General features: G+C 37.3%; 26 protein-coding genes and 1 other annotated feature. Of the genes, 3 read left to right on the forward strand and 23 right to left on the reverse strand.

The genetic code is table 11. The annotated features are described in order from the left end of the window. Positions 1-2: 2 nt before the first annotated feature. Positions 3-1,193 carry a glycine C-acetyltransferase gene (locus tag HT586_RS11660; RefSeq protein ID WP_096077881.1) on the reverse strand — a complete coding sequence of 397 codons (1,191 nt, stop codon included), beginning with the start codon at positions 1,191-1,193 and terminating at the stop codon, positions 3-5. A gap of 157 nt (positions 1,194-1,350) precedes the next feature. Between HT586_RS11660 and HT586_RS11665 the strand changes: the two genes are divergently transcribed. The 3 genes from HT586_RS11665 to HT586_RS11675 are packed head-to-tail and all read left to right on the forward strand — an operon-like array spanning position 1,351 to position 4,863. Then, positions 1,351-2,526, forward strand: coding sequence for an amidohydrolase (locus HT586_RS11665; RefSeq protein WP_238999247.1), 1,176 nt, complete (start codon positions 1,351-1,353; stop codon positions 2,524-2,526). Further along, positions 2,511-3,698, forward strand: a complete 1,188-nt coding sequence (locus tag HT586_RS11670) for an amidohydrolase (RefSeq protein ID WP_203545861.1) — start codon at positions 2,511-2,513, stop codon at positions 3,696-3,698. Before HT586_RS11665 ends, HT586_RS11670 begins: the two co-directional genes overlap by 16 nt. Then, positions 3,685-4,863 carry an amidohydrolase gene (locus HT586_RS11675; RefSeq protein ID WP_203545862.1) on the forward strand — a complete coding sequence of 393 codons (1,179 nt, stop codon included), beginning with the start codon at positions 3,685-3,687 and terminating at the stop codon, positions 4,861-4,863. The genes HT586_RS11670 and HT586_RS11675 overlap by 14 nt, the downstream gene beginning before the upstream one ends. 64 nt (positions 4,864-4,927) lie before the next feature. Here HT586_RS11675 and tuf read toward each other — a convergent pair whose 3' ends face one another. The 22 genes from tuf to cysE form a co-directional block, all read right to left on the reverse strand. Next, positions 4,928-6,115 (reverse strand): elongation factor Tu, encoded by a 1,188-nt coding sequence (gene tuf, locus HT586_RS11680; RefSeq protein ID WP_203545863.1) that lies wholly within the window; start codon positions 6,113-6,115, stop codon positions 4,928-4,930. Between the two features lie 148 nt (positions 6,116-6,263). Next, on the reverse strand, positions 6,264-8,345 hold the full coding sequence (fusA, locus tag HT586_RS11685) for an elongation factor G (RefSeq protein ID WP_133354235.1): 2,082 nt from the start codon (positions 8,343-8,345) through the stop codon (positions 6,264-6,266). Between the two features lie 104 nt (positions 8,346-8,449). Then, on the reverse strand, positions 8,450-8,920 hold the full coding sequence (gene rpsG, locus HT586_RS11690; RefSeq protein WP_111746644.1) for a 30S ribosomal protein S7: 471 nt from the start codon (positions 8,918-8,920) through the stop codon (positions 8,450-8,452). 114 nt (positions 8,921-9,034) lie between these two features. After that, positions 9,035-9,457 (reverse strand): 30S ribosomal protein S12, encoded by a 423-nt coding sequence (rpsL, locus tag HT586_RS11695; protein ID WP_096077874.1) that lies wholly within the window; start codon positions 9,455-9,457, stop codon positions 9,035-9,037. 86 nt (positions 9,458-9,543) lie between these two features. Next, complete coding sequence (locus HT586_RS11700) at positions 9,544-9,801, reverse strand: ribosomal L7Ae/L30e/S12e/Gadd45 family protein (RefSeq protein ID WP_096077873.1); 258 nt, start codon at positions 9,799-9,801, stop codon at positions 9,544-9,546. A 96-nt stretch (positions 9,802-9,897) separates the two neighbouring features. Further along, positions 9,898-10,101, reverse strand: coding sequence for a hypothetical protein (locus HT586_RS11705; protein WP_203545864.1), 204 nt, complete (start codon positions 10,099-10,101; stop codon positions 9,898-9,900). 396 nt (positions 10,102-10,497) lie between these two features. Beyond that, the gene (locus HT586_RS11710) at positions 10,498-10,686 is read right to left on the reverse strand and encodes a hypothetical protein (RefSeq protein WP_188018548.1); all 189 of its coding nucleotides are present in this window, start codon (positions 10,684-10,686) and stop codon (positions 10,498-10,500) included. 129 nt (positions 10,687-10,815) lie between these two features. After that, positions 10,816-14,436 (reverse strand): DNA-directed RNA polymerase subunit beta', encoded by a 3,621-nt coding sequence (gene rpoC, locus HT586_RS11715; protein WP_203545865.1) that lies wholly within the window; start codon positions 14,434-14,436, stop codon positions 10,816-10,818. Positions 14,437-14,566: 130 nt separating this feature from the next. After that, the gene (gene rpoB / locus HT586_RS11720) at positions 14,567-18,109 is read right to left on the reverse strand and encodes a DNA-directed RNA polymerase subunit beta (RefSeq protein ID WP_203545866.1); all 3,543 of its coding nucleotides are present in this window, start codon (positions 18,107-18,109) and stop codon (positions 14,567-14,569) included. Between the two features lie 191 nt (positions 18,110-18,300). Then, complete coding sequence (locus HT586_RS11725; protein ID WP_096077867.1) at positions 18,301-18,897, reverse strand: class I SAM-dependent methyltransferase; 597 nt, start codon at positions 18,895-18,897, stop codon at positions 18,301-18,303. A gap of 112 nt (positions 18,898-19,009) precedes the next feature. Then, positions 19,010-19,375 carry a 50S ribosomal protein L7/L12 gene (rplL, locus tag HT586_RS11730; RefSeq protein WP_223160861.1) on the reverse strand — a complete coding sequence of 122 codons (366 nt, stop codon included), beginning with the start codon at positions 19,373-19,375 and terminating at the stop codon, positions 19,010-19,012. Between the two features lie 61 nt (positions 19,376-19,436). Continuing rightward, a complete protein-coding gene (gene rplJ, locus HT586_RS11735) occupies positions 19,437-19,961 on the reverse strand; it encodes a 50S ribosomal protein L10 (protein WP_165958653.1) in 525 nt (174 codons plus the stop codon). Positions 19,962-19,997: 36 nt separating this feature from the next. Next, positions 19,998-20,124 (reverse strand) — a sequence feature (ribosomal protein L10 leader region). 44 nt (positions 20,125-20,168) lie between these two features. Beyond that, positions 20,169-20,864 carry a 50S ribosomal protein L1 gene (gene rplA, locus HT586_RS11740; RefSeq protein WP_096077865.1) on the reverse strand — a complete coding sequence of 232 codons (696 nt, stop codon included), beginning with the start codon at positions 20,862-20,864 and terminating at the stop codon, positions 20,169-20,171. A gap of 108 nt (positions 20,865-20,972) precedes the next feature. Beyond that, positions 20,973-21,395: a 50S ribosomal protein L11 gene (gene rplK / locus HT586_RS11745; protein WP_096077864.1), complete on the reverse strand. Its 423-nt coding sequence runs from the start codon at positions 21,393-21,395 to the stop codon at positions 20,973-20,975. Positions 21,396-21,550: 155 nt separating this feature from the next. Further along, entirely contained in the window at positions 21,551-22,096 is a 546-nt protein-coding gene (gene nusG / locus HT586_RS11750; protein ID WP_096077863.1) for a transcription termination/antitermination protein NusG, read from the reverse strand. Between the two features lie 11 nt (positions 22,097-22,107). After that, positions 22,108-22,287 (reverse strand): preprotein translocase subunit SecE, encoded by a 180-nt coding sequence (secE, locus tag HT586_RS11755; protein ID WP_096077862.1) that lies wholly within the window; start codon positions 22,285-22,287, stop codon positions 22,108-22,110. A 151-nt stretch (positions 22,288-22,438) separates the two neighbouring features. Further along, entirely contained in the window at positions 22,439-23,065 is a 627-nt protein-coding gene (locus tag HT586_RS11760) for a sigma factor (protein WP_203545867.1), read from the reverse strand. Between the two features lie 77 nt (positions 23,066-23,142). Then, the gene (locus HT586_RS11765; protein ID WP_096077860.1) at positions 23,143-23,661 is read right to left on the reverse strand and encodes an NYN domain-containing protein; all 519 of its coding nucleotides are present in this window, start codon (positions 23,659-23,661) and stop codon (positions 23,143-23,145) included. Next, positions 23,658-24,410, reverse strand: coding sequence for a 23S rRNA (guanosine(2251)-2'-O)-methyltransferase RlmB (gene rlmB, locus HT586_RS11770; RefSeq protein ID WP_111746624.1), 753 nt, complete (start codon positions 24,408-24,410; stop codon positions 23,658-23,660). Before rlmB ends, HT586_RS11765 begins: the two co-directional genes overlap by 4 nt. After that, positions 24,410-24,808 carry a Mini-ribonuclease 3 gene (locus tag HT586_RS11775; RefSeq protein WP_096077858.1) on the reverse strand — a complete coding sequence of 133 codons (399 nt, stop codon included), beginning with the start codon at positions 24,806-24,808 and terminating at the stop codon, positions 24,410-24,412. The genes rlmB and HT586_RS11775 overlap by 1 nt, the downstream gene beginning before the upstream one ends. Further along, positions 24,801-26,195 (reverse strand): cysteine--tRNA ligase, encoded by a 1,395-nt coding sequence (gene cysS / locus HT586_RS11780; RefSeq protein WP_203545868.1) that lies wholly within the window; start codon positions 26,193-26,195, stop codon positions 24,801-24,803. The genes HT586_RS11775 and cysS overlap by 8 nt, the downstream gene beginning before the upstream one ends. Further along, entirely contained in the window at positions 26,179-26,820 is a 642-nt protein-coding gene (gene cysE, locus HT586_RS11785; RefSeq protein ID WP_096077856.1) for a serine O-acetyltransferase, read from the reverse strand. The genes cysS and cysE overlap by 17 nt, the downstream gene beginning before the upstream one ends. Positions 26,821-26,835 lie beyond the last annotated feature (15 nt).

A 26,835-nucleotide genomic window follows, 5' to 3' on the forward strand; every position in this document is an offset into this window, starting at 1 on the left:
AATTATTTAATGATATTTAACGCTTTACCTACACGCTCATAAATTGCTAAAGCATCGTCTAACATTTCTTTAGTATGCGCAGCAGTTGGCATATTACGTACACGTCCTGTACCCTTTGGCACAGTTGGGAAGACGATAGATTTAGCATATACGCCTTCTTCCATTAAACGTTTAGAGAATTCTTGAGTTGTTTTCTCATCACCGATAATACATGGAGTGATCGGTGTCTCTGAATGACCGATATCGAAACCTAATTTTTTAAGACCGTCTTTTAAGTAGTTACCATTTTCCCATAACTTATCATGTAACTCAGTAGATTCCATTAAAATATCGATTGCTTCAGTAATCGCACGTGTATCTGCTGGCGCTAATGAAGTAGAGAATAAGAATGGACGTGAAGCAACTTTTAACCAGTCAATTAAATCTTGAGTACCAGCTACATATCCACCAACAACACCGATTGCTTTTGATAAAGTACCGATTTGGAAATCAATCTTATCCTGAAGACCGAAATGTTTCACTGTTCCTGCACCTTTACCCATTACACCACTACCGTGTGCATCATCAACATAAGTGATTAAACCGAATTCTTCAGCGATTTCAACGATTTCTGGTAATTTTGCAACGTCTCCATCCATAGAGAATACACCATCAGTAATATACATTACTTTTTTGTATAAACCAGATTCAACCGCTTCTTTTGCTTTCGCACGTAAATCGGCCATATCTGAGTGATTTACACGGATGATCTTCGCTTTAGATAAACGACATCCGTCGATGATAGATGCATGGTTTAATTCATCTGAAAGAATTGCATCTTCTTTATTCATAACTGCGCTAATTGCTGCCATATTACAGTTAAAACCAGATTGGTATGCAATTGCAGCTTCAGTACCTTTAAATTCTGCTAATTTTTCTTCTAATTGAACGTGTAAATCTAATGTACCATTGATTGTACGTACCGCACCTGCACCAACACCGTGTGAGTCTACAGCTTCTTTTGCAACTTTCTTCATGCGATCATTTGTAGCTAAACCTAAGTAGTTATTAGATGAAAGGTTGATTAATTCTTTACCTTTAATTTTAATGATTGGACCATTTGCGCCTTCAACAACATTAATTTCATTGTATAGACCGTTGTCTTTTAAATAATTTAAATTCTCTGTTAAGAACTGTTCTAATACTTTAGACATTTTAAGCACCCCTAGAATGTAATTTTCATTTACATCATAACATAAGTTATAATGAACTGCTATTGAATAAGTAAACGGTTTCTTCCAGATTAAGAAGTTTAAATATTCTAATATCTCTGTTACACTAATAACATTATACTGCAGAGGAGTGAGCCACTTGGATATCCAGCAGCTCGTACAAAATCAAACAGAGCAACTTATAAAAGACCGCAGATTTTTACATATGCATCCAGAACTATCTTTTGAAGAAACAAATACTTATGCATTTATTCTTGAGCAATTACAGCAGCTTAAACATTTCTCGATCCGAGAACGTGTCGGTCAGAAAGGATTAGTGGCAACCATTTCAAACGGTAGCAGTTCTTCAATTGCTTTACGTGCTGACTTCGATGCACTGCCGATTCATGATCAAAAAGACGTCCCGTATAAATCTCACAACGATGGTGTTATGCATGCCTGTGGGCACGACGGTCATACTTCTATTCTGCTAGGAGTAGCGCGAATATTAAATAACCACTTCGACAATATTAATGGAACCATCGTTCTAATTTTCCAATTTGCTGAAGAACTTGCTCCAGGTGGCGCAGAACCAATGTCCAATGACGGTGCACTCGAAGGTGTGGATAGAATATACGGCAATCATCTATGGTCACCTTTTGAGCATGGGGCAATACATTGTAAATATGATGCGATGCTGGCTAGTCCGGATATGTTCGATATCACAATACAAGGGAAAGGTGGTCATGGTGCTCATCCTGATACAGCAATAGATGCGATTGTGGCGATGGCAACATTTATTACAAATATACAGACTATAGTTTCCAGAAATGTTCCCCCAACAAGTGAAGCAGTTCTTACTATCGGGAAAGTTGTTGCTGGTAATGCATTTAATATCATAAGTGATAAAGCTTTTTGTACCGGCACAGTGAGAACATTCGATCCTGAAATTAAAACGCTGATAAAAACAGCGATGGAAAATGAATTAAAAGGACTATCGATTGCAAAAGGGCTAACATACACATTAGATTATATCGACGGTTATCCTGCCGTTATCAATCACAATGAATGTGTGGATGTTATTAAACGTGCCTCAGAACGTGCCGGGTTACCCTTTAATGAAATGGAACAAGTGATGATCGGTGAAGATTTCTCATACTATCTACAGCATAAGCCAGGTGCTTTCTTCTTTACTGCTGCTGGTAATAAAGAACGTGGCATAACTGCACCTCACCATCACCCTTTATTTGATTTTGATGAATCTGCAATGAATGATGCTGCCATGTTATTTTTAAATATTTTATTAGAAGAAGGTGTACTATGTTTAAACAAATAGAGAAGTATTATGACGAACTTGTAGCACTTCGTCGTCATTTTCATATGAATCCGGAACTATCATTTCAGGAAACGGAAACGCCCCAGTTTATCGCTGACTATTTAACTGATTTAGGCATTGAAGTTGAAACTGGCGTAGGTGGACGCGGTGTCGTAGGACGTTTAATTAAAAATCCTGATTTACCTACACTTGCTATTCGCGCTGATTTCGATGCATTACCTATTCAAGATGAAAAAGAAGTGCCTTATAAATCACAGGTTCCAGGTATTATGCACGCTTGTGGTCATGATGCTCATACAGCTGTCCTACTTATCACAGCAAAAATTCTATCAGAAAACTTTGATAAACTGAATGGAAATTTAGTATTCATCCATCAACACGCTGAAGAAGTTGATCCTGGTGGTGCAATACAAATGATAGCAGACAATTGTTTAAGTGGTGTGGATGCTATTATCGGTCAACATGTATCAAGTTCTTTAGACGTAGGAAAGATTGGTTATAAATATGGTACAGCTACAGGCATCCCTGATGATTTCTGGATTACGATTCAAGGTAAAGGTGGGCACGCCGCACATCCAGATACGACGATTGATCCAGTTGCAGCAACAATACGCTTATGTAATGATCTTCAATATATTGTTTCACGTAAAACAAATCCAACAACACCTGCAGTGCTATCAATTACGCAATTAGAAGCAGGTGATCAGAACAATGTTATTCCTGATACTGCTAAAATAGCTGGGACAATCAGAACGTTTAATGCTGAAACACAAAGTTTAATGTATAAAGAACTGAAAAAATGTTTAGAAGGACTCGTAACGACGATGGGCATTACCTATGAATTAAAATATTCAAAAGGATATCCTCCAGTTGTAAATACTACAAACGAAACAGACTTAATTGTCAGTGCCGCACGCAAAATAGAGAGTGTAGAGGAACTTGTTGAACTTGAGCCTTCTCTAGGTGGAGAAGATTTTTCTTATTACTTACAACGTGTTCCAGGTTCATTTTTCTATACTGGTACACGCAACGAGAACTTTAAAGCAGATTTTCCTCATCATCATCCAAAATTTGATATTGATGAAAGAGGCATGGTAAATGCAGTAAAAGTGTTCTTACAAGTTACTGAAGATTACTTTGAACAAGGGGGGACTGTAGATGGCATGGTATAAAGAGGTAGAGAAATTTAAAGAAGAGTTGATTGAAATAAGAAGATATTTGCATATGCATCCGGAACTCTCTTTTCATGAGACAGAAACAGCCGAGTATATCGCAAACTATTTAACAGCACTTGATATACCGGTTACGCGTAATGTCGGAGGTAATGGATTATATGGTGTGATAGAAGGTAAATTACCTGGCCCATCAGTATTACTACGTGCGGATTTCGATGCATTACCTATTCAGGATTTGAAAGATGTACCTTATAAATCAAAAGTCCCTGGTGTTATGCATGCCTGTGGACATGATGGTCATACAGCAATGCTGCTGATTACTGCTAAAATCATTAAAGCACATCAAAATGAACTTAAAGGTACCGTCATTCTTTGCCATCAACATGCTGAGGAAGTTTTACCAGGTGGCGCTAAATCAATGATTGAAGCAGGTGTTCTAGAAGGAGTTGATTATGTTTTTGGAACGCACAGTTCAAGCAATTTAAAAAGTAATGCAGTGAGTTTTATTACCGGTCCATCATATGGATTTGCCGATGCATTTACAATGGATATACACGGGTCAGGCGGACATGGCGCTGCGCCACATACGACACATGATGCAATTATCGCAGCTAGCTACTTAATCACACAACTACAAACCGTTGTCTCTCGTAGCATCGATCCGATAAAAATAGGTGTATTAACGATTGGAGAATTTAATAGTGGTAATGCTTTTAATGTTATTGCAGAAACTGCGCATTTAAGCGGTACATTGCGCACGTATGATCAATCGATTAAAGCTGTAATGATCGAAAGAATAAATGAGATAATTCAAGGTATTGAAAAGAGCTTTAATGTTAACATTACATTAAACTACACCGACGGTTATCCTGCATTAATCAATAGTGAAAAAGAAACGTTATGGCTTAAAAATTTAAGTGAAGATATTTCAGAAATTGCTGAAGTACTAGAAGGAACACCATCTCTTGGTGGTGAAGATTTTGCTTACTTTCTTCAGAAAAGACCGGGATGTTATTTCAACACTGGGGTTAGAAATGAAACATTACAAGCTGATTTTCCACATCATCATCCTAAATTTGATATGGATGAAAATGGATTGTTAAATGGCGTTAGAGTATTTGTCAATTTAATCGAACATATGGATACATTAGGAAAAGAATAGTAAAAATATAAAAATAAAACCCACGAGGCGTCCCTCGTGGGTTTTAAAAATCACAAAAGTGATATTATTTTTCGATTACAGATACAACACCTGATCCTACAGTACGTCCACCTTCACGAATTGAGAAACGAGTTCCGTCTTCAATCGCGATTGGAGAGATTAATTCAACGTTCATTTCAACGTTGTCTCCAGGCATAACCATTTCAGTACCTTCTGGTAAGTTAACTACACCAGTTACGTCAGTTGTACGGAAGTAGAACTGTGGGCGGTAGTTAGTGAAGAATGGAGTATGACGTCCACCCTCTTCTTTAGATAATACGTAAACTTCAGCTTTAAATTTAGTATGTGGAGTGATAGTTCCTGGTTTAGCTAATACTTGTCCACGTTGAACATCTTCACGTGAAACCCCACGTAATAATGCACCAATGTTGTCACCAGCTTCAGCGTAATCTAATAATTTACGGAACATTTCAACACCAGTTACAGTTGTTTTAGATGGCTCTTCAGTTAAACCGATGATTTCAATTTCTTCACCAACTTTAACTTGTCCACGTTCAACACGTCCTGTAGCTACTGTACCACGACCAGTGATTGAGAATACGTCCTCAACTGGCATCATGAATGGTTTTTCAGAATCACGTTCTGGAGTTGGGATGTACTCATCAACTGCATCCATTAATTCTATGATTTTTTCTTCGTATTTTTCTTCGCCTTCTAATGCTTTTAAAGCAGAACCAGCGATTACTGGAATATCGTCGCCAGGGAAATCGTATTCAGATAATAAGTCACGAACTTCCATTTCAACTAATTCTAATAATTCTTCATCGTCAACCATGTCAACTTTGTTTAAGAATACTACTAATGCAGGTACACCTACGTTACGTGATAAAAGAATGTGTTCACGAGTTTGAGGCATTGGACCGTCAGCAGCAGATACTACTAAGATACCACCGTCCATTTGAGCAGCACCAGTGATCATGTTTTTAACATAGTCAGCATGTCCTGGGCAGTCAACGTGAGCGTAGTGACGTTTTTCAGTTTCATACTCGATGTGTGAAGTATTGATTGTGATACCACGTTCTTTTTCTTCAGGTGCGTTATCGATTTGGTCGTAAGAACGAGCTTCCCCACCTAATTTTTTTGATAATACAGTTGCAATTGCAGCTGTTAAAGTTGTTTTACCGTGGTCAACGTGACCGATAGTACCAATATTGGCATGTGTTTTCGAGCGATCAAATTTTTCTTTAGCCATTTCGAAATCTCTCCTTAAGTTTAAGTTAATTTTTTAATATTACTCATGAGAGATTCTCACCCTCATGAGGGAATACATAATTCATTTATAAATCATTTAGTCTTAAATTGCAATATATTGAACTGTGCACCGTTCAAGTATTTACAGATTATTGACCTTTGTTTTTCTTGATGATTTCTTCTGATACTGATTTTGGTACTTCTTCATAGTGATCGAACACCATTGAGTAAGTTCCGCGACCTTGTGTATTAGAACGTAAGTTAGTTGCATAACCGAACATTTCAGCAAGAGGTACAAATGCACGAACAACTTGTGCGTTACCACGAGCTTCCATACCTTCTACGCGTCCACGACGACTTGTAACGTCACCCATAATATCACCCATGTATTCTTCAGGCATTACGATTTCTACCTTCATCATAGGTTCTAAGATTACAGGATCACATTTTTTAGCAGCTTCTTTTAAAGCTAATGAAGCAGCTACTTTGAAGGCCATCTCAGATGAATCGACATCATGGTATGAACCATCAAATAATTTAGCCTTAACATCGATTAATGGATATCCAGCTAATACACCATTTTCCATTGCATCTTTAAGACCCGCTTCAACTGAAGGAATATATTCACGAGGAACTACCCCACCGACGATAGCGTTTTCGAATTCGAATCCAGCTCCAACTTCATTAGGTGAGAATTCGATATGAACGTCACCATATTGTCCACGACCACCTGATTGACGTGAGAATTTACCTTGAACGGCAGCAGTTGTTTTAAACGTTTCACGGTATGATACCATTGGCGCACCAACTGTACATTCAACTTTAAATTCACGTTTCATACGGTCTACAAGGATATCTAAGTGAAGCTCACCCATACCACCGATGATAACTTGTCCTGTTTCAGGATCAGTATGCGCGTGGAATGTTGGATCTTCTTCTTGTAATTTAACTAATGCGTTAGTCATTTTATCTTGGTCAGCTTTAGATTTAGGCTCAACAGATAAGTGAATAACTGGTTCTGGGAATTCCATTGATTCTAAGATTACTTGAACCTTTTCATCACATAAAGTATCCCCAGTAGTTGTATCTTTTAAACCTACTGCAGCAGCGATATCTCCAGCGTAAACTGTTGAAATCTCTTCACGTGAGTTAGCATGCATCTGTAAGATACGTCCTACACGTTCACGTTTGCCTTTAGTAGCATTTTGTACATAAGAACCTGAGTTTAATGTACCAGAATACACACGGAAGAATGTTAATTTACCTACGAATGGATCAGTCATAACTTTAAACGCTAAAGCAGCAAATGGCTCAGAATCATCTGGTTTAGCGATGATTTCAGCATCTTTATCGTCAACTTCGTGACCTACGATTGGTTTAACATCTAATGGTGATGGTAAGTATGCAATTGCAGCATCTAACATTAATTGAACACCTTTGTTTTTGAATGCTGTACCAGCTAATACTGGGAAGAATTCAACATCACAAGTAGCTTGACGGATAGCAGCTTTCAATTCTTCAACTGAAATCTCTTCTCCACCTAAATATTTGTCCATTAAATCTTCATTAACATCCGCAACAGCTTCAATTAATTGTTCGCGCATTGCTTCTGCATCTGCTAAGTATTCTTCAGGAACATCAGATACTTCAATGTCAGTACCTAAATCATTTGTATAAGTGTGTAATTTCATTTCAACTAAATCTACGATTGCGTTGAATTGATCTTCAGCACCGATTGGCATTTGAATTGGGTGTGCATTTGCTTGTAATCTGTCGTGTAAAGTACCTACAGAATAATTGAAGTCCGCACCAGTTTTATCCATCTTGTTGATGAATACGATACGAGGAACTCCGTATGTAGTAGCTTGACGCCATACAGTTTCAGTCTGTGGTTCAACACCTGATTGTGCATCAAGTACTGTTACCGCTCCATCAAGTACACGTAATGAACGTTCAACTTCTACTGTGAAGTCTACGTGTCCAGGTGTATCGATGATGTTGATACGCGTACCTTTCCACTGAGCTGTTGTAGCAGCTGAAGTGATTGTGATACCACGTTCTTGTTCTTGTTCCATCCAGTCCATTTGTGAAGCACCTTCATGTGTTTCACCAATTTTGTGGATACGACCAGTATAATAAAGAATACGTTCAGTAGTAGTCGTTTTACCAGCATCAATGTGGGCCATGATACCGATATTACGAGTGTTGCTCAAAGAGAATTCTCTTGTCATGGGTATTCTTTCTCCTTCCAGGATTGGTTTATTTTAAGAAAGTAGCCCTCAAGTAAATTGAAGACAGCAAGCTGCATACAATTACTAAAGGGTTAACTTTTATCTTACCAACGGTAATGAGCAAATGCTTTGTTTGCTTCAGCCATTTTGTGTGTATCTTCGCGTTTCTTAACAGCACCACCAGTGTTGTTAGCAGCATCTAAGATTTCGTTAGCTAAACGCTCTTCCATAGTTTTTTCACCACGAAGACGTGAGTAGTTTACTAACCAGCGTAATCCTAAAGTTGTACGACGCTCAGCGCGTACTTCTACAGGTACTTGGTAGTTAGATCCCCCAACACGACGAGCTTTAACTTCTAATACAGGCATGATATTGTTGATCGCTTCTTCGAAAACTTCCATAGAATCACGACCAGAACGTTCTTGAACTAATTCAAAAGCGTTGTATAAAATCTTTTGAGCAGTACCACGTTTTCCATCGATCATAATTTTGTTGATTAATTTAGTAACTAATTTTGAATTATGAATTGGATCCGGTAATACGTCTCTTTTAGCAACAGGTCCTTTACGAGGCATATTAATATCCTCCTTCCTCAGTATATTTTTTTTATTTTTCGATGTCTAGTTAGAACACTACATTTACAAAAATGAAATATTCTCTAAACAGTAAGTGCAAGATTTAAATTAAAATTATGCTTTTTTAGCTTTAGGCTTTTTAGCTCCGTATAAAGAACGTCCTTGCATACGGCCGTCAACACCTGAAGTATCTAATGCTCCACGTACGATATGGTAACGTACCCCCGGTAAATCTTTAACACGTCCTCCACGAATAAGTACTACACTATGTTCTTGTAAGTTGTGTCCGATACCAGGAATGTAAGCATTAACTTCAATATTATTTGATAAACGCACACGTGCATATTTACGTAACGCTGAGTTAGGTTTTTTAGGTGTCATAGTTCCTACACGAGTACATACACCACGTTTTTGTGGAGATGCTAAGTCAGTAGCTTTTTTCTTATGACTGTTATACCCTTTGTTTAATGCAGGCGCAGTTGATTTTTTAACTTTTGAAGTTCTTGGTTTCTTAACTAATTGGTTAATAGTTGGCATTTTGAATGTCCTCCTCTCTTTTGTTTAATTCCACACATCCAGGTGGTTCATTTTTTAGGTAAAAAAAGATTTGTAAGAATACCGCCTTACAAAGCGGATTTCAAATGTGCAACAACAGTTGCTCTCACTTGAATGCCATATTGTTTACCCAGCACGTCTTTAGACTTGCTGAATTCAATAGGTATTTGCTTTTGGTATGCTAGTAATAGCACGGTAGTTAATAAGTGGATGTTGGTATCGCATGCTATCTCAAGAGATGCTACACAATCCTTCTTAAGTGCTTTAACAGACTCCTTAAGTCCCACTACATATTGACTAGAGTGCATAACTTTTTCATTAGACATTGCAATCCTCCAAAGCTATTAAGTGCTACTCATCAACCTAAATAATACTATCATCATTTTAGGTATAAGTCAATTGTATTTCAATATTTTTTTTATTTAATTACGTATTATCTTCTTATCCAAAATAACATCGATATAATTGACGAAACCATAAGGCAAGGCATCAATATTTTTTCGTATATGCATCAACATATATTTTCCTTCTAACTTTTCTTCTCGGTAAATATAAGCTTTCTTTGATTTAATCTTTTTAAATATCGATATCTTCTTTATCGTCATCGTTAAGTTTTTGGTTGTCATTATTTTGATTGTCATCCTTTGCATTATTTAAAGGAAGGTCTTTATCTAATATAGAACGATTTAATGGTAACTCAATCGGACTCAATCCAATTAATATATCCAGTTCATCCTCACGATCTTTATTTCCCTCAATATCATCTTCAATAAGTGGTTGATATGTTACATTGATGTCTACTGAATCTGTTTCAGGAATATCTATATCGATATCGATATTAGGACTATTAAAATCCTGAACATTATCATCATTATTGTCTACAGGTGGTCAAACGCCTGGACGATTAGGTAACTGTTCTGATACAGAAGGTAACTCACTAGATGGCGTCGGTGTGATAATTATAACCGGACGTTCTGTCGTCGGGATTAGAATCGATGGTGACATGTTGTTTTTTGTAAATTTTATTTCAGATTATAATGTTTACTATCGTAATCTTTTCGTTCCATGATAAACATAATCGCTAAGAATACAAAGCCCAACAAAATAAATGTAATCCCGCCTAATTGTGACTCTTCATATAATGCAAATCCGGCAATAATTTCAACTAATCCTAATACCATTACGATGAGTTCTTTCATTTTAATATTCATATTCACCCTCCTTTATTATATTCAGTTTAACTATCATACACTAATTTCTATTAAATTATCTGTTTTGTGATTGTGAACGTTTAGTGACATAAAAAACACCCAAATATTAATATTTGGGTGTAAAATTTATTAGTTTTCAGTTACTACTACTTCATCTTGCTCTAATGCTGGTGCATCTTTTTCGTATTCAACGCCACTATAACGTCTCATACCTGTACCAGCTGGGATTAACTTACCGATAATAACGTTTTCTTTAAGTCCTAATAAGTCATCACGTTTACCTTTGATCGCCGCATCAGTTAACACACGTGTTGTTTCCTGGAACGATGCTGCAGATAAGAAACTTTCTGTTTCAAGAGATGCTTTCGTAATACCAAGCAATACAGGTTTCGCTGTTGCTGGGTGTTTTCTCGCTTTAAATACTTCACGGTTAGCATCAGTAAATGTATGAATATCAACTAATGCACCTGGTAATAATTTCGTATCTCCTGCTTCGATAATACGAACTTTACGTAACATTTGACGTACCATTACCTCAACGTGTTTATCTGAGATTTCTACCCCTTGCATACGGTATACTTTTTGAACTTCTTTTAATAAGTAGCTTTGTGTCGCATTAAGTCCCGCTACAGCTAATAATTGTTTAGGCTCGATAGAACCTTCAGTCATTACTTCACCACGTGCTATTTTTTGACCAACTTCTACTTTAAGTCTTGCAGTACCAGGTGCTAAGTACGTACGTACTTCGTTTTCACCTTTAACTTTAATTTCCTGCATACGATCTTTTACTACGTTTAATTCGATAATCTCACCGTTAATCTCAGAAATAACAGCTTGACCTTTCGGATTACGCGCTTCGAATAATTCCTGGATACGAGGTAAACCTTGTGTAATATCGGCACCGGCAACCCCACCTGTATGGAATGTACGCATCGTTAACTGAGTACCAGGTTCACCGATAGATTGGGCAGCGATTGTACCAACTGCTTCGCCAACTTCTACTTTTTCACCTGTTGCTAAGTTTTTACCGTAACATTTTTCACAAACCCCATGACGTGAGTTACATGTAAATGCCGAACGGATATGCATTTCTTCGATACCTGCATCCACGATTTGTTTCGAGATTTCAGGTGTAATCAATTCGTTCACTTTAACAAGAATTTCTTTTGTTTCTGGGTGTCTTACTGTTTCACGAGAATAACGTCCTTCTAAACGCTCAATGAATGGTTCAATAAGTTCTGAACCTTCACGGATCGCTGAAACAAGTAATCCACGGTCAGTACCACAATCAGGTTCACGTACGATAACGTCTTGAGCAACGTCAACTAGACGACGTGTTAAGTAACCTGAATCGGCAGTTTTAAGTGCTGTATCGGCAAGACCTTTACGCGCACCATGCGTAGAGATAAAGTATTCTAATACTGTTAAACCTTCACGGAATGAAGATTTGATTGGTAACTCGATGATACGTCCAGCCGGGTTGGCCATCAGTCCACGCATACCTGCTAACTGCGTAAAGTTAGACGCGTTACCACGGGCACCAGAGTCACTCATCATGAAGATTGGGTTCAAGTCATCTAAAGAGTTCATTAATTTTGCTTGAATGTCATCTTTAGCTTTCGTCCAAATCTCAATAACAGCTGCGTAACGTTCACTTTCAGTAATTAAACCACGTGTGAACTGTTTCGTTACTCTATCTACTTTTTCTTCTGCTAAACCGATAATATCTTGTTTATCAGGTAATACCACAATGTCAGATACACCTACTGTAATACCAGCACGTGAAGAATATTTAAATCCTAAATCTTTCATTCTATCTAACATCATAGAAGTATCAGTAATATGGAATCTATTGAACACTTCAGCAATGATTTGACCTAAGAATTTTTTATTAAATGGTTTAACAAGTGGTTGCTCGTTTAAGTATTTTAATAATCCTTCTTCAGTTAATTCAGTTGCATCGATGAAATATTTATCAGGTGTTATTGTTTCTAAGTTTGATAAAGTTGGTTCGTTAATGAACGGGAATGATTCAGGCATAATTTCATTAAAGATTACTTTACCAACAGAAGTGATTAATAATTGGCTATTTTGTTTGTCAGTAAATGTTGGATTGTTAAATGATCCAGCTTGAACTGCAATACGCGCATGTAAATGAACATACCCGTTGACATAAGCCATAATAACTTCATTCGTATCTTTAAAGATTCTACCTTCACCAATTGTACCTAAACGCTCTAATGTTAAGTAGTAGTTACCTAATACCATATCCTGAGATGGTGTAACAACTGGTTTACCATCTTTAGGGTTTAAGATATTTTGTGCAGCTAACATTAACATACGTGCTTCAGCTTGCGCTTCTTTAGATAAAGGTACGTGAACGGCCATTTGGTCACCATCGAAATCGGCATTGTATGCAGTCGTTACAAGTGGATGTAATCGAATCGCACGACCTTCAACTAATGTCGGTTCGAATGCCTGGATACCTAAACGGTGAAGTGTTGGTGCACGGTTTAACAGAACTGGGTGTTCACGAATAACGTCTTCTAAAACGTCCCAGATTTCTGGTTCCATACGCTCGATTTTACCTTTAGCGTTCTTAATGTTTGTCGCAATTTCACGTTCAACAAGTTCTTTCATAACAAATGGTTTGAATAATTCAAGTGCCATTTCTTTAGGAAGACCACACTGATACATTTTTAAGTTAGGACCTACTACGATAACCGAACGACCAGAATAGTCTACACGTTTACCAAGTAAATTTTGACGGAAACGACCTTGTTTCCCTTTTAACATATGAGATAAAGATTTTAATGGACGATTACCTGGTCCAGTAACTGGACGGCCACGACGACCATTATCAATTAAAGCATCAACTGCTTCTTGTAACATACGTTTTTCGTTTTGTACGATGATACCAGGCGCACCTAAATCTAATAAACGTTTTAAACGGTTGTTACGGTTAATAACACGACGATATAAATCGTTTAAATCAGATGTAGCGAAACGTCCACCATCTAATTGAACCATTGGACGAATTTCAGGTGGAATGATTGGTAAAACATCTAAAATCATCCAAGAAGGATCATTACCAGAATTACGGAATGATTCCACAACTTCTAAACGTTTGATTGCTCTTGTTAAACGTTGTCCTGTTGCTGTTTCTAATTCTTCACGTAAAGATTTTAATTCTCCATCTAAGTCGATGTCCATTAATAAATCTTTAATCGCTTCAGCACCCATCTTAGCAGTGAATTGCCCGGGGAACTTATCGTAATACTCACGGTATTCTCTTTCAGATAATAATGATTTTTTCTCTAATCCAGTTGGACCAGGATCAATTACAGCGTAAGAAGCAAAATAGATAACTTCTTCTAAAGAACGCGGAGACATATCTAAAAGTAATCCCATACGAGAAGGAATTCCTTTAAAATACCAGATGTGTGATACAGGTGCAGCTAATTCAATATGACCCATACGTTCACGACGTACTTTTGATTTTGTTACTTCAACGCCACAACGGTCACAGACCATACCTTTGTAACGTACACGTTTATATTTACCACAGCTACATTCCCAGTCTTTTGTTGGACCGAAAATTTTCTCACAGAATAAACCATCTCTTTCAGGTTTTAATGTACGGTAGTTAATTGTTTCTGGCTTTTTAACTTCACCAAAACTCCATGAACGGATTTTTTCAGGTGAAGCGAGACCTATCTTCATGTAATGAAAGTTATTTACATCAATCAAAGCCCTACCTCCTTAGTGTATTAAAAATTTTATCAAGATTTATATTTCAACTTGTTTAACCATCATGTAAACACTTAAGTATCTACATGATTTGCTAAACAAAATTAGTGACTAGCTTTTGAGATAGTGATTATTCAGTGATCTCAGCCTCTGGTGTTGGTGCTTTTGCAAGGTTAATCTTTGAATCGATGAAATCGTCATCTTCTAAATCACGCATTTCAATCTCTTCATCTTTGTTATCCATTACTTTTACATCTAACCCTAAACTTTGCAACTCTTTCATCAATACGCGGAATGATTCAGGAACACCTGGACGTGGAATGTTTTCACCTTTAACGATTGCTTCGTAAGTTTTCACACGACCAACAGTATCATCTGATTTGTACGTTAAGATTTCCTGTAAAGTATACGCCGCACCGTAAGCTTCAAGTGCCCATACTTCCATCTCACCAAAACGTTGTCCACCAAATTGCGCTTTACCACCAAGTGGTTGTTGTGTAACAAGTGAGTAAGGTCCAGTTGAACGTGCATGTAACTTATCATCAACCATGTGGGCTAATTTAAGCATGTACATTACACCAACTGATACACGGTTATCGAACGGTTCACCAGTACGTCCATCATAAAGTACAGTTTTACCGTCACGTGCCATACCAGCTTCTTCGATTGTTGACCAAACATCTTCATCGTTCGCTCCATCAAATACTGGAGACGCAACATGCAGACCTAAGTTTTTAGCAGCCATACCTAAGTGTAACTCTAATACTTGTCCGATGTTCATACGAGAAGGTACCCCAAGTGGGTTTAACATGATGTCGATTGGTGTTCCATCAGGCATAAATGGCATATCTTCTTCTGGTAAGATACGTGAGATAACCCCTTTATTTCCGTGACGTCCACACATTTTATCCCCAACGTGAATTTTACGTTTTTGAACGATGTAAACACGTACTAATTGGTTAACACCTGGTGGTAACTCGTCGCCATCTTCACGATTGAAGACTTTCACGTCTAATACGATACCATCAGCACCGTGTGGTACACGTAATGAAGTATCACGTACTTCACGCGCTTTTTCACCGAAGATTGCATGTAATAAACGTTCTTCAGCCGTTAATTCAGTAACCCCTTTAGGCGTTACTTTACCAACTAAGATGTCACCATCACGTACTTCAGCTCCCACGAAAATGATACCACGATCATCTAAGTTTTTAAGTGCATTGTCAGATACGTTAGGAATATCTCTTGTGATTTCCTCAGGTCCAAGCTTCGTATCACGCGCTTCTGATTCATATTCTTCAATATGGATAGAAGTATATACGTCGTCTTTCACAAGACGTTCGCTCATGATTACAGCATCCTCATAGTTATAACCATCCCAAGTCATAAATCCAACAACTACGTTACGACCAAGTGCCATCTCACCAAGTTCCATAGAAGGACCATCTGCTAAGATTTCACCTTTTGTTACGATGTCACCAGCTTCAACGATTGGACGTTGGTTGTAACAAGTACCAGAGTTTGAACGTGCGAATTTCGCTAATTTGTATACATCTAAATCTGTTTCGATTTCTTTTCCGCCTTCTTCAACAATACGGCGAACCTTAATCTGACGTGCTTCAACGTGCTCTACACGACCTTTATATTTTGCTACTACTGCAGCTCCAGAGTCACGTGCTGCTACGTGTTCCATACCAGTACCAACAAATGGTGCTTCAGGATTCATTAACGGCACTGCTTGACGTTGCATGTTCGCACCCATTAAGGCACGGTTCGAGTCATCGTTTTCTAAGAATGGGATACATGCTGTGGCAGCAGAAACAACCTGTTTCGGTGAAACGTCCATGTAATCCATGCGTTCACGTGCCATTACAGTATTATCACCACGGAAACGACAAACAACTTCGTCATCTAAAAACTTACCATTATCATCTAAGCGAGAGTTCGCTTGGGCAACAACATAAGCATCTTCTTCGTCAGCTGTTAAGTAGTCAATTTGCGATGTTACAGTATTTGTTTCAATATCAACTTTTCTGTATGGTGTTTCAATGAAACCAAATTCATTGACACGCGCATAACTTGAAAGTGAGTTGATCAACCCGATGTTTGGTCCCTCCGGCGTTTCAATCGGACACATACGGCCATAGTGAGAGTAGTGAACGTCACGTACTTCCATACCAGCACGTTCTCTTGTTAAACCACCCGGTCCTAATGCAGATAAACGACGTTTATGTGTAAGCTCAGCTAATGGGTTTGCCTGGTCCATGAACTGAGATAATTGTGAACTACCAAAGAATTCTTTAATAGATGCAATGACAGGACGGATATTAATTAATTGTTGAGGTGTTACAGATTCAGTATCTTGTAAACTCATACGTTCGCGTACAACACGCTCCATACGACTTAAACCGATACGGAATTGGTTTTGTAATAACTCACCAACAGAACGTAAACGACGGTTACCTAAGTGATCGATATCATCAGTGAAACCTACTCCAGCTAATAAGTTAAAGAAATAACTAATAGAAGATAAGATATCAGCAGGTGTGATACATTTCACTTCTTCATCTGGGAAAGCATTACCGATAATTGTTGTCGTACGTTTTTCTTCATCTCCAGGAATGTAAACTTTAACAGATTGAATTTCAATCGGCTCGTCTAATAAACCATTCTCTAAAGTAAATACTTTTTGGTTGGCATTGTTTTCAAGTACATTTAAAATTTGATCTAAATTACGACGATCTAAAAGTGTACCCTCTTCAGCTACGATTTCACCTGTTTCAACATCAACGATAGGCTCAGCTAAAGTTTGGTTGAATAGACGGTGTTTTAAATGTAACTTTTTATTCATTTTATAACGTCCAACGCTTGCTAAGTCATAACGTTTTGGGTCGAAGAAACGAGAGTATAAAAGGCTTTTCGCGTTCTCCACTGTAGGTGGTTCACCTGGACGTAAACGTTCATAAATTTCAAGTAATGCAGCTTCAGTTGACTCAGTATTATCTTTATCTAATGCGTTACGTAAATACTCGTTGTCACCTAATAAATCAATGATTTCCTGGTCACTTGAGAATCCTAATGCACGTAAAAGTACAGTTATCGGTAATTTACGTGTACGGTCAATACGAACGAATACAACATCTTTCGCATCAGTTTCATATTCAAGCCACGCACCACGGTTAGGGATAACAGTCGCTCCAAAGCTCACTTTACCATTCTTATCGACTTTATCATTGAAGTATACAGATGGTGAACGAACTAACTGAGATACGATAACACGTTCTGCACCATTGATGACAAACGTACCTGTATCAGTCATTAATGGGAAATCACCCATAAAGACTTCTTGTTCTTTCACTTCGCCTGTTTCTTTAATAATTAATCGTACCTTTACTCGAAGTGGCGCTGAGTAAGTAGCATCACGGTTCTTTGCTTCATCTAAATCGTACTTTGGCTCACCTAATTTGTAATCAACAAATTCTAATGAAAGATTTCCAGTGAAGTCTTCAATTGGTGAAATGTCTCTAAACATCTCGATTAAACCTTCTTCTAAGAACCATTCATAAGATTTTGTTTGAATCTCTATTAAGTTAGGTAATTCTAAAATCTCGGAAATTCTTGCGTAACTTCTACGCTGACGATGCCTTCCGTATTGGATAAGTTGACCTGTCAACAGATTCACCCCTCAAAAATTGTGATGCCTTTTACCTAAACAGAGGAATAAGACAAAAAGAAAACGGAATCACATAACTCCATTTTCACATTTTATTTTAAACTCATTTCTCCTAAAATTAGATAGAAAAGTGCACACTTATTCATTTAAATTTTTACATTCTATTACTATAACAGACGGAACGTATAAGGTCAACCTTTTACACTCTTTAATATATAGTAACCTTTATCTTTCTTCAGAACTGCAACGTTACCAAAAACGTCTTCCATCTTCTTTTTTGCTGATGGCATACCTTGTTTCTTTTGGATTACAACGTATAGTGCACCGTTATCTCCAAGCACTTTTGCACTATCTTCTAATATGCGATGAACAACGTCTTTGCCCGCACGAATTGGTGGGTTTGTAATCACTGCATCAAACCGTTCTGTTACTTCATTTAATCCATCACTCTTATAGATAGTTGTGTTATGAATATTGTTAGCATTACTATTTCTTTCAGATAAAGATAATGCGCGTTCGTTCACATCTACCATATGTACTGTTGATTCCGGATAATGCTTTGCCACCATTAATCCCATCGTGCCATATCCACATCCGACATCAAGTACTCGAGCAGGACTTGTATCTTCTAAAAAAGTTTTGACGAGTAAGTTAGATCCGAAATCAACGCCACCTTTTGAAAACACACCACTATCCGTCGTAAGTTTCAAACTGTGATTACCCATATTAAAACTGATGATACTTTCATTGCTTTCTACCGTTTGTTCTTCACTATAATAATGACTCACCTTAACACCTCACTTATTTCAACTCAGCGCAATGCGCACTCAGTTGAAATTATACCAATATAAAGCAAGAAAAACCCGTTATATACATAACGGGTTTCGAACAAAGGAGAAATTATTTAACTTCTACAGTTGCTCCAGCTTCTTCTAATTTAGCTTTTAATTCTTCAGCTTCATCTTTAGATACGCCTTCTTTAACTACTTTAGGAGCGCCATCAACTAAGTCTTTAGCGTCTTTTAATCCTAAACCAGTAGCTTCTTTAACAGCTTTAACAACTTTAATTTTTGAAGCTCCAGCAGATACTAATTCTACGTCGAATTCAGTTTTTTCTGCAGCAGCACCTTCGCCACCAGCAGCACCAGCAACAGCTACAGGAGCAGCAGCAGTAACACCGAATTCTTCTTCGATAGCTTTAACTAAATCGTTTAATTCTAAAACTGACATTTCTTTAATCATTTCGATAATTTTTTCGTTTGACATGATTGTATTCCTCCATTTAATTTAAGTTTTTTATGATACTAATTGTCTTTGGCTAAGTGAATTATGCTTCTTCAGCAGGAGCAGCTTCTTCTCCGCCTTCTTTTTGTTCTCCAACAGCTTTAACTGCATATGCGAAGTTACGCATTGGAGCTTGTAATACTGAAAGAACCATTGAGATAAGTCCTTCTTTTGATGGTAATGATGCGATAGCTTTGATATCATCAGCGCTAGTCACTTTACCTTCAATAACACCGGCTTTGATTTCTAACTTTTCGTTTTCTTTTGCGAAGTCAGCAAGAATTTTTGCTGGCGCAACAACTTCTTCGTTAGAGAATGCAATAGCGTTTGGTCCAGTTAAAAATTCTTCAAGTCCTTCGATACCAGCAGCTTCTGCTGAACGACGTACTAAAGTATTTTTGTAAACGTGGAATTCCACACCAGCTTCACGAAGTTGTTTACGTAGTTCAGTTACTTGCGCAACAGTTAAACCACGATAGTCAACGATGATAGTTGATACTGAATTTTTTAATTGTTCAGTGATCAAATCAGCTTTTTGTTGTTTGATTTCGATAGCTTTTGTACTCATTATGACACCTCCATTAAGATTTTCGTGCTTTTCTAATAAAGTATTAAAAAAGCACTTTTCACCCATGGTAAAAAGTGCTTGAAAGTTCATCAAGTCAAATTTCACCTCGGTAGGATTATTAAGCATTCGCCCCTACTGTCTTAGGTTATTTATAAAATACAAATTACACTATAACGTGAAATTTGAATCTTGTCAATTTTTTTTAAATTAGTTTCTGATTTCTGATGGGTCAACTTTGATACCAGGGCCCATAGTAGATGTTACAGAAACAGTTTTGAAGTAAGTACCTTTTGATGACGCTGGTTTAGCTTTAGCTAAAACATCTTTTAAAGTGTTAAAGTTTTCAACTAATTTAGCAGTATCAAATGATACTTTACCGATTGAAGCGTGAACGATACCAGATTTCTCAGCACGGTATTCTACTTTACCAGCTTTGATTTCCTGAACAGCTTTTGTTACGTCCATCGTTACAGTACCAGTTTTAGGGTTTGGCATTAAACCTTTAGGTCCTAAGACACGTCCAAGTTTACCAACTTCACCCATCATGTCTGGAGTTGCTACGATTACATCGAATTCGAACCAACCTTGGTTGATCTTGTTGATGTATTCAGCATCGCCAACATAGTCAGCGCCTGCAGCTTCAGCTTCTTTTAATTTTTCACCTTTAGCGAATACTAATACACGTTGAGTTTTACCAGTTCCGTTTGGTAATACAACTGCACCACGGATTTGTTGGTCATTTTTACGTACATCGATTCCTAAACGGAATGCAACTTCAACAGAAGCGTCAAAGTTTACTGTGCTTGTTTCTTGCGCAAGTTTGATAGCTTCTTCTACAGAGTAGAATTTAGTGTTATCAACTTTTTGAGCGGCTTCTTGATATTTTTTACCTTTTTTAGCCATTTCTTATTTCCTCCTTATAGTGGTTTTAGCGGAATGTCCTCCCACGGGCACTGTCTATAACAGTGCAAGAGCAGACTTAGATAAGTCTGCTTGTTAAATCTTAAATTACTATTTAATTTCTACACCCATACTACGAGCAGTACCAGCAACAATTCTCATTGCCGCTTCAACGCTTGCTGCATTTAAATCTTCCATTTTAGCTTCAGCGATTTCACGTACTTGATCTTCAGTTACTGTAGCAACTTTAGTTTTGTTAGGTTCACCAGAACCTTTTTCGATTTTAGCTGCTTTTTTAAGTAAAACTGCTGCAGGTGGTGTTTTAGTGATAAATGTAAATGAACGATCTTCAAATACAGAGATTTCAACCGGAATAATTAAACCTGCTTGTTCTTGTGTACGCGCGTTAAATTCTTTACAGAATCCCATAATGTTAACACCTGCTTGACCTAATGCTGGACCAACTGGTGGCGCTGGATTCGCTTTCCCTGCTGGGATTTGTAATTTAACAACTTTGATTACTTTTTTAGCCACGATGTGCACCTCCTATAATATCGTGATGTGGTCACAGGGTATGATATTTACCCTCCCACTCAACAACCGTACTAATTAGCACGACCATAAAATATTACCACTTACTCATAAAAATTGCAAGTGAAAATTTACATTTTGTTTTTTTAAAATTTTTATTATAATTTTTCAATTTGATCGAATTCAACTTCAACTGGTGTTTCGCGACCAAACATATCTACTAATACTGTTAATTTGTATTTATCGATATCGATTTCTTTCACTTCACCAACCTGGTTTGTAAAAGGACCGCTCGTTACGCGCACTTGTTCACCAACTTCAATTTCAACATCAATCGTTTTTTCGTTCATACCCATTGATTTCAAAATAAACTTAGCTTCTTCTGGTAATAATGGATTTGGTTTAGATCCTGCACCGGCAGATCCTACGAAACCTGTAACGCCTGGCGTGTTACGTACAACATACCAAGATTCATCCGTCATCACTAATTCAACTAAAACGTAACCAGGGAATGTTTTCTTTACTGATGTTTTTGCTTTACCGTCTTTAATTGTTGTTTCCTCTTCTTCCGGAATAACAACTCTAAAGATTTGATCTTGCATATTCATAGATTCTAGACGTTTTTCTAAGTTGTCTTTTACTTTGTTTTCATAGCCTGAATACGTATGAACTGCGTACCAATGCTTTTTGCTTTCCTCAGACATAATATGCCTCCTTAATTAATTAATCGAATAAGCTCAGAAATGCCTAAATCGATTGCGTAAAAGAAAATAATAAAGAATAATACAGTTAATACTACGATTGTTGTATCTCTAATAACTTCCTGACCAGTTGGCCATGAAGTTTTTTTCATCTCAGAAATAACACCTTGAAAGAAATTATCTTTATGTTCCATGCGTTTGCCTCCGTCATGTTTAAATTGATAAAAAATAGACCGAACCGTAATTCGATACTTATTTTTTAGTGCTATATTGTTCATGTCTAATCATCACATTAATTCATTCTAATCCTAGTTTAATATAACGGTGAAATTGTAATTTGTCAAACTAACATGTACCTTGTATGAAGGATTTAATCTTAACTTTCAGTCTTGAAATCGCATTATGAATTGTTTTCAGCGATTCATTCTCAATTGCTGCCATCGCTTTGACAGGCATCTGTTCCTTCAAATATTCAAGGACGCGATATTCAAGCGGACTCAATTGTAATGCAACAGGTGTCATACGTGACTGTAAATCAATAAGTTCACTTTCAATATCAGGATGCAAAGCGTTCATATCTTGTATGAACGCTTCAAGTGATGGTTCATCGTCATACTGCGTCGTTTCAAAGCTAACAATAGGACGATTGCGCTCTTTCTGCAAGTCCCTCACATAATCCAGCAGTGCATATTTCAAATGGTAGAAATAAAATCTTTCAAAATTGTCGCTCTTTAATGGATCATAAACTTTCACTGCCTGATATAACGCAATCAGACTCTCTTGATATAAAGCTTCATGGTCTCTATACGAAATTTTACGAATATGCACTTCAATACCATTACGTAGTCTTGCTACAAGACTATCAAAAGCATCGATATTACCACTCTGAATGTCTTTAACAATTTGTTCTATTGGCTTTAGATGATACATTGTTTGTTCTTCACAAATCACTTGTGTATAAGTTTTAAACATGCGCTTAACCTCTAGATGTGTTTTTCTTTAGGTTAAATGTAATAAATGATTATCTCAAACAATAAAATTATCTTGAATTAATAATCTCCGCGCCTTAATCTTTCTAATCGCTCTTTCGTTTCCTGATCGATTTCAATACGTGTACGCGGTTTATTGTTATCCATCTTTACCATATCTTTCGCCACATTGATTTCTTCTTCACGCAAATTGTTGATAAACTCACGGGACGGGATTCTTAAGGCACCGCTGCCAAATATCGTATGCTGTTCTGATAAATCACTTGTTACGACCTTGATCGTTGTAATGTGCTTTTCATACATCTCGTAGACAAGCCGTTCAATAACTGCATCAGCCGTTTCCTTTTCCCGAGAATAGACAACACGGATGCCATGAATTACTTCTTCGCGCTCATGTGATTTCACATCATATGCATCGAACACTACAATCATTTCGTCCGCAATACGGGCATTATAATTCGCGATTTCAAGCAATAGTTGAATACGTGCCTCTTCTAATGATTCTTGTGCGAGTTGTTTAAGTCTTGAACTTTGTCCGATAACATTATAACCATCAATGATAGTATATTTTTTTATCATGCGTCTAGTGGGTTCCTTTTGCGATAAACTTCGTACATTAACAAACTCGCTGCCACTGAAGCATTCAAACTATTAACATGTCCAACCATTGGCAAGTGAATTAAGAAGTCACATTTATCTTTAACGAGCCTACTCATTCCCTCACCCTCTGAACCGATAACAATCGCAAGGTTCATATTAGCATCCATCTTACGGTAATCAACTGATTTGCTGGCATCCGTCCCCGCAACCCAGTAACCTGCTTCTTTCAGTTTATCTATTGCCTGACTAATGTTTGTGACACGCATTACCGGCACATGTTCAATCGCTCCTGTTGAAGCTTTCACAACCGTTTGGTTCAAGCTTACTGAGCGACGTTTCGGAATCAATATACCGTCTATTCCAATCGCATCTGCCGTTCTTAAAATAGAACCTAGATTATGCGGATCTTCTAAACCGTCAAGAATCATAATCGTGCTTAACTTATCTTTATCACGTGCATTTAAGAAGTCATCCAGATCAATATATTCATAAGGTGAAATCATCGCCATAATCCCTTGATGTGGTACATCAGATAAATGGTCAAGCTTTGATTTCGGTACTGTTTGAACAATAATCTTTCTTTCCTTACATAAATTTAATATGCTTGAAATTTGTGATTTATTAATACCTTCCTGGATGAACACTTTATTTATTTCGTGATCCGACTCAATCGCGCTTTTCACAGCATGACGTCCTACTATCATTTCATCAGTTGTTTCTTTTTTCATTATTTACCCCTCATTTCACATAACGTGATGATTTTATCCAGCAGCGTCTGTAATCTTTCTGTTTCGTTATTTAAATGTAAATAACCGATAACCGCTTCAAGTGCGGTACTTTTCTTATAAGAAATAACATCTGTATTTTTCGCGCGGGTATGACTTTTGGCATTGCGCCCGCGCATCAGTATTTCTGTTTCCTGTTCAGTAAAATAACCTTCATCAACTAAAGTATCAAACGTATGCGCCTGACTTTTAGCAGATACAAAAAATGTTGCCTGACGATGTAGTTCATTCGGTTTTTTATTCTTTTCTCTTACGATATAATTTCTGACATGTAAATCAAGTACTGCATCACCTAAATAAGCAAGTGTCAGTGGATTATAAAGACTCGCTTCGTTAACCACGTTTAAATCTCACACCTTGTGCCGTATCTTCTAAAATAATATTTTGCTCTTTTAATAAGTCGCGAATTTCATCTGCACGTGCAAAGTTTCGTTCTTTACGTGCTGTTTCACGTTCTGCTATTAATGCTTCGATGTCAGCATCAAGCAATTCTTTTTCTTCAACCAGTTTGACACCTAATACTTCACTAAAGATTTCGAACACTTCCAGGAAACGATCAATCACTTTTAAATCTGTTGATTCATTCTGATTATAGATATTGGCTTGTTTCGCTAATTCATACCAGGCTGTTATTGCATTTGCTGTATTAAAATCATCGTCCATCGCTGTTTCAAACTGAACTAAAATATCATCAACTACTTTGATTATCTCAGTGTGATCAACAATACCTACAGAAATTTCTTTTCTTTCCTGCAGTGCTGCATATGCATTTTGAATACGTTCAAGTCCTGCTTTCGCACTAGAAACAAGCTCCATATTATAGTTGATTGGATTTCTATAATGTACACTGATCATAAAGAAGCGCAATACGTTTGGATTAACTTCTTTAATGATATCGTGCACTAAAATAAAGTTACCCAATGACTTACTCATCTTCTCATTATCAATATTGATAAATCCGTTATGCATCCAGTAATTTGCAAATGTTGTGTCATTATGTGCTTCAGATTGCGCGATTTCATTCTCGTGGTGTGGGAATGTTAAGTCAGAACCACCTGCATGGATATCAATAGAATCACCTAAATGTTTCTTCGCCATTACTGAACACTCGATATGCCAGCCCGGTCGACCTTTACCCCATGGAGAATCCCAGCTAATTTCACCTGGCTTTGCTGATTTCCATAACGCGAAATCTAACGCATCATCCTTTAATTCACCCGTTGCAATACGTGCACCGACTTTAAGTTCGTCAATTGACTGATGACTTAACTTCCCGTATCCATCAAATTTACGTGTTCTAAAATAAACATCTCCGCCACTTTCGTATGCGTAGTCTTTCTTAATCAATTCTTCGATAAACAAAATAATATCATCCATATGATCCATAACGCGTGGGTGATGTGTCGCATGCTTACAATTAAGGGCACTCGTATCTTCAAAGTATGCTTCAATAAAACGATCAGCTACTTCTGGCACAGTAGAATTTAATTCATTTGCAGCTTTAATTAGTTTGTCGTCAACGTCTGTAAAGTTTGACACGTAGTTGAGTTCATAGCCGCGATATTCAAAGTAACGTCTAACGACATCGAAACTGATTGCAGGACGTGCATTACCGATGTGAATGTAATTGTATACGGTAGGACCGCACACATACATCTTCACCTTACCTTCTTCTAATGGTACGAACTTTTCTTTTTTACGACTTAACGTGTTATATAACGTAATCATCAACAATCTCTCCTTTTTTTGTCGCCTCTATATGACGTTCTAATTCTTTTAATTTTTCATAAATCGGATCCGGTAAATTTGCATGTTCAAAGCTCTTACCGACTTTAACACCATTTTGTTTTACAATGTGTCCGGGAATACCTATTACAGTAGAAAAGTCGGGTACACACTTCAATACGACAGAATTCGCACCAATATTCACATTGTTACCGATTTGAATATTCCCGAGTACTTTAGCGCCTGCCGCAATTAACACGTTATCTCCGATATCAGGGTGACGTTTACCATTCTCTTTCCCTGTACCGCCTAACGTCACACCTTGATAAATTGTTACGTTATTGCCAATCGTACACGTTTCACCGATGACAATCCCCATACCATGGTCAATGAACAATCTTTTACCGATCTTTGCACCAGGATGGATTTCAATGCCCGAGAAAAATCTTGAAATTTGACTGATAGCACGTGCGATAAAATACATTTTATGATTAAAGAACCAGTGCGCAACTAAATGCCACCATACAGCGTGTAATCCTGAGTATGTCAAAAACACTTCTAAACTACTTCTTGCAGCCGGGTCCTGTTCAAACACCATATTAATGTCATCTTTAATTCTAGCGAACATACACACACCTCCCAA

Source organism: Macrococcoides bohemicum, assembly GCF_016865215.1.
GTDB lineage: Bacteria > Bacillota > Bacilli > Staphylococcales > Staphylococcaceae > Macrococcoides > Macrococcoides bohemicum.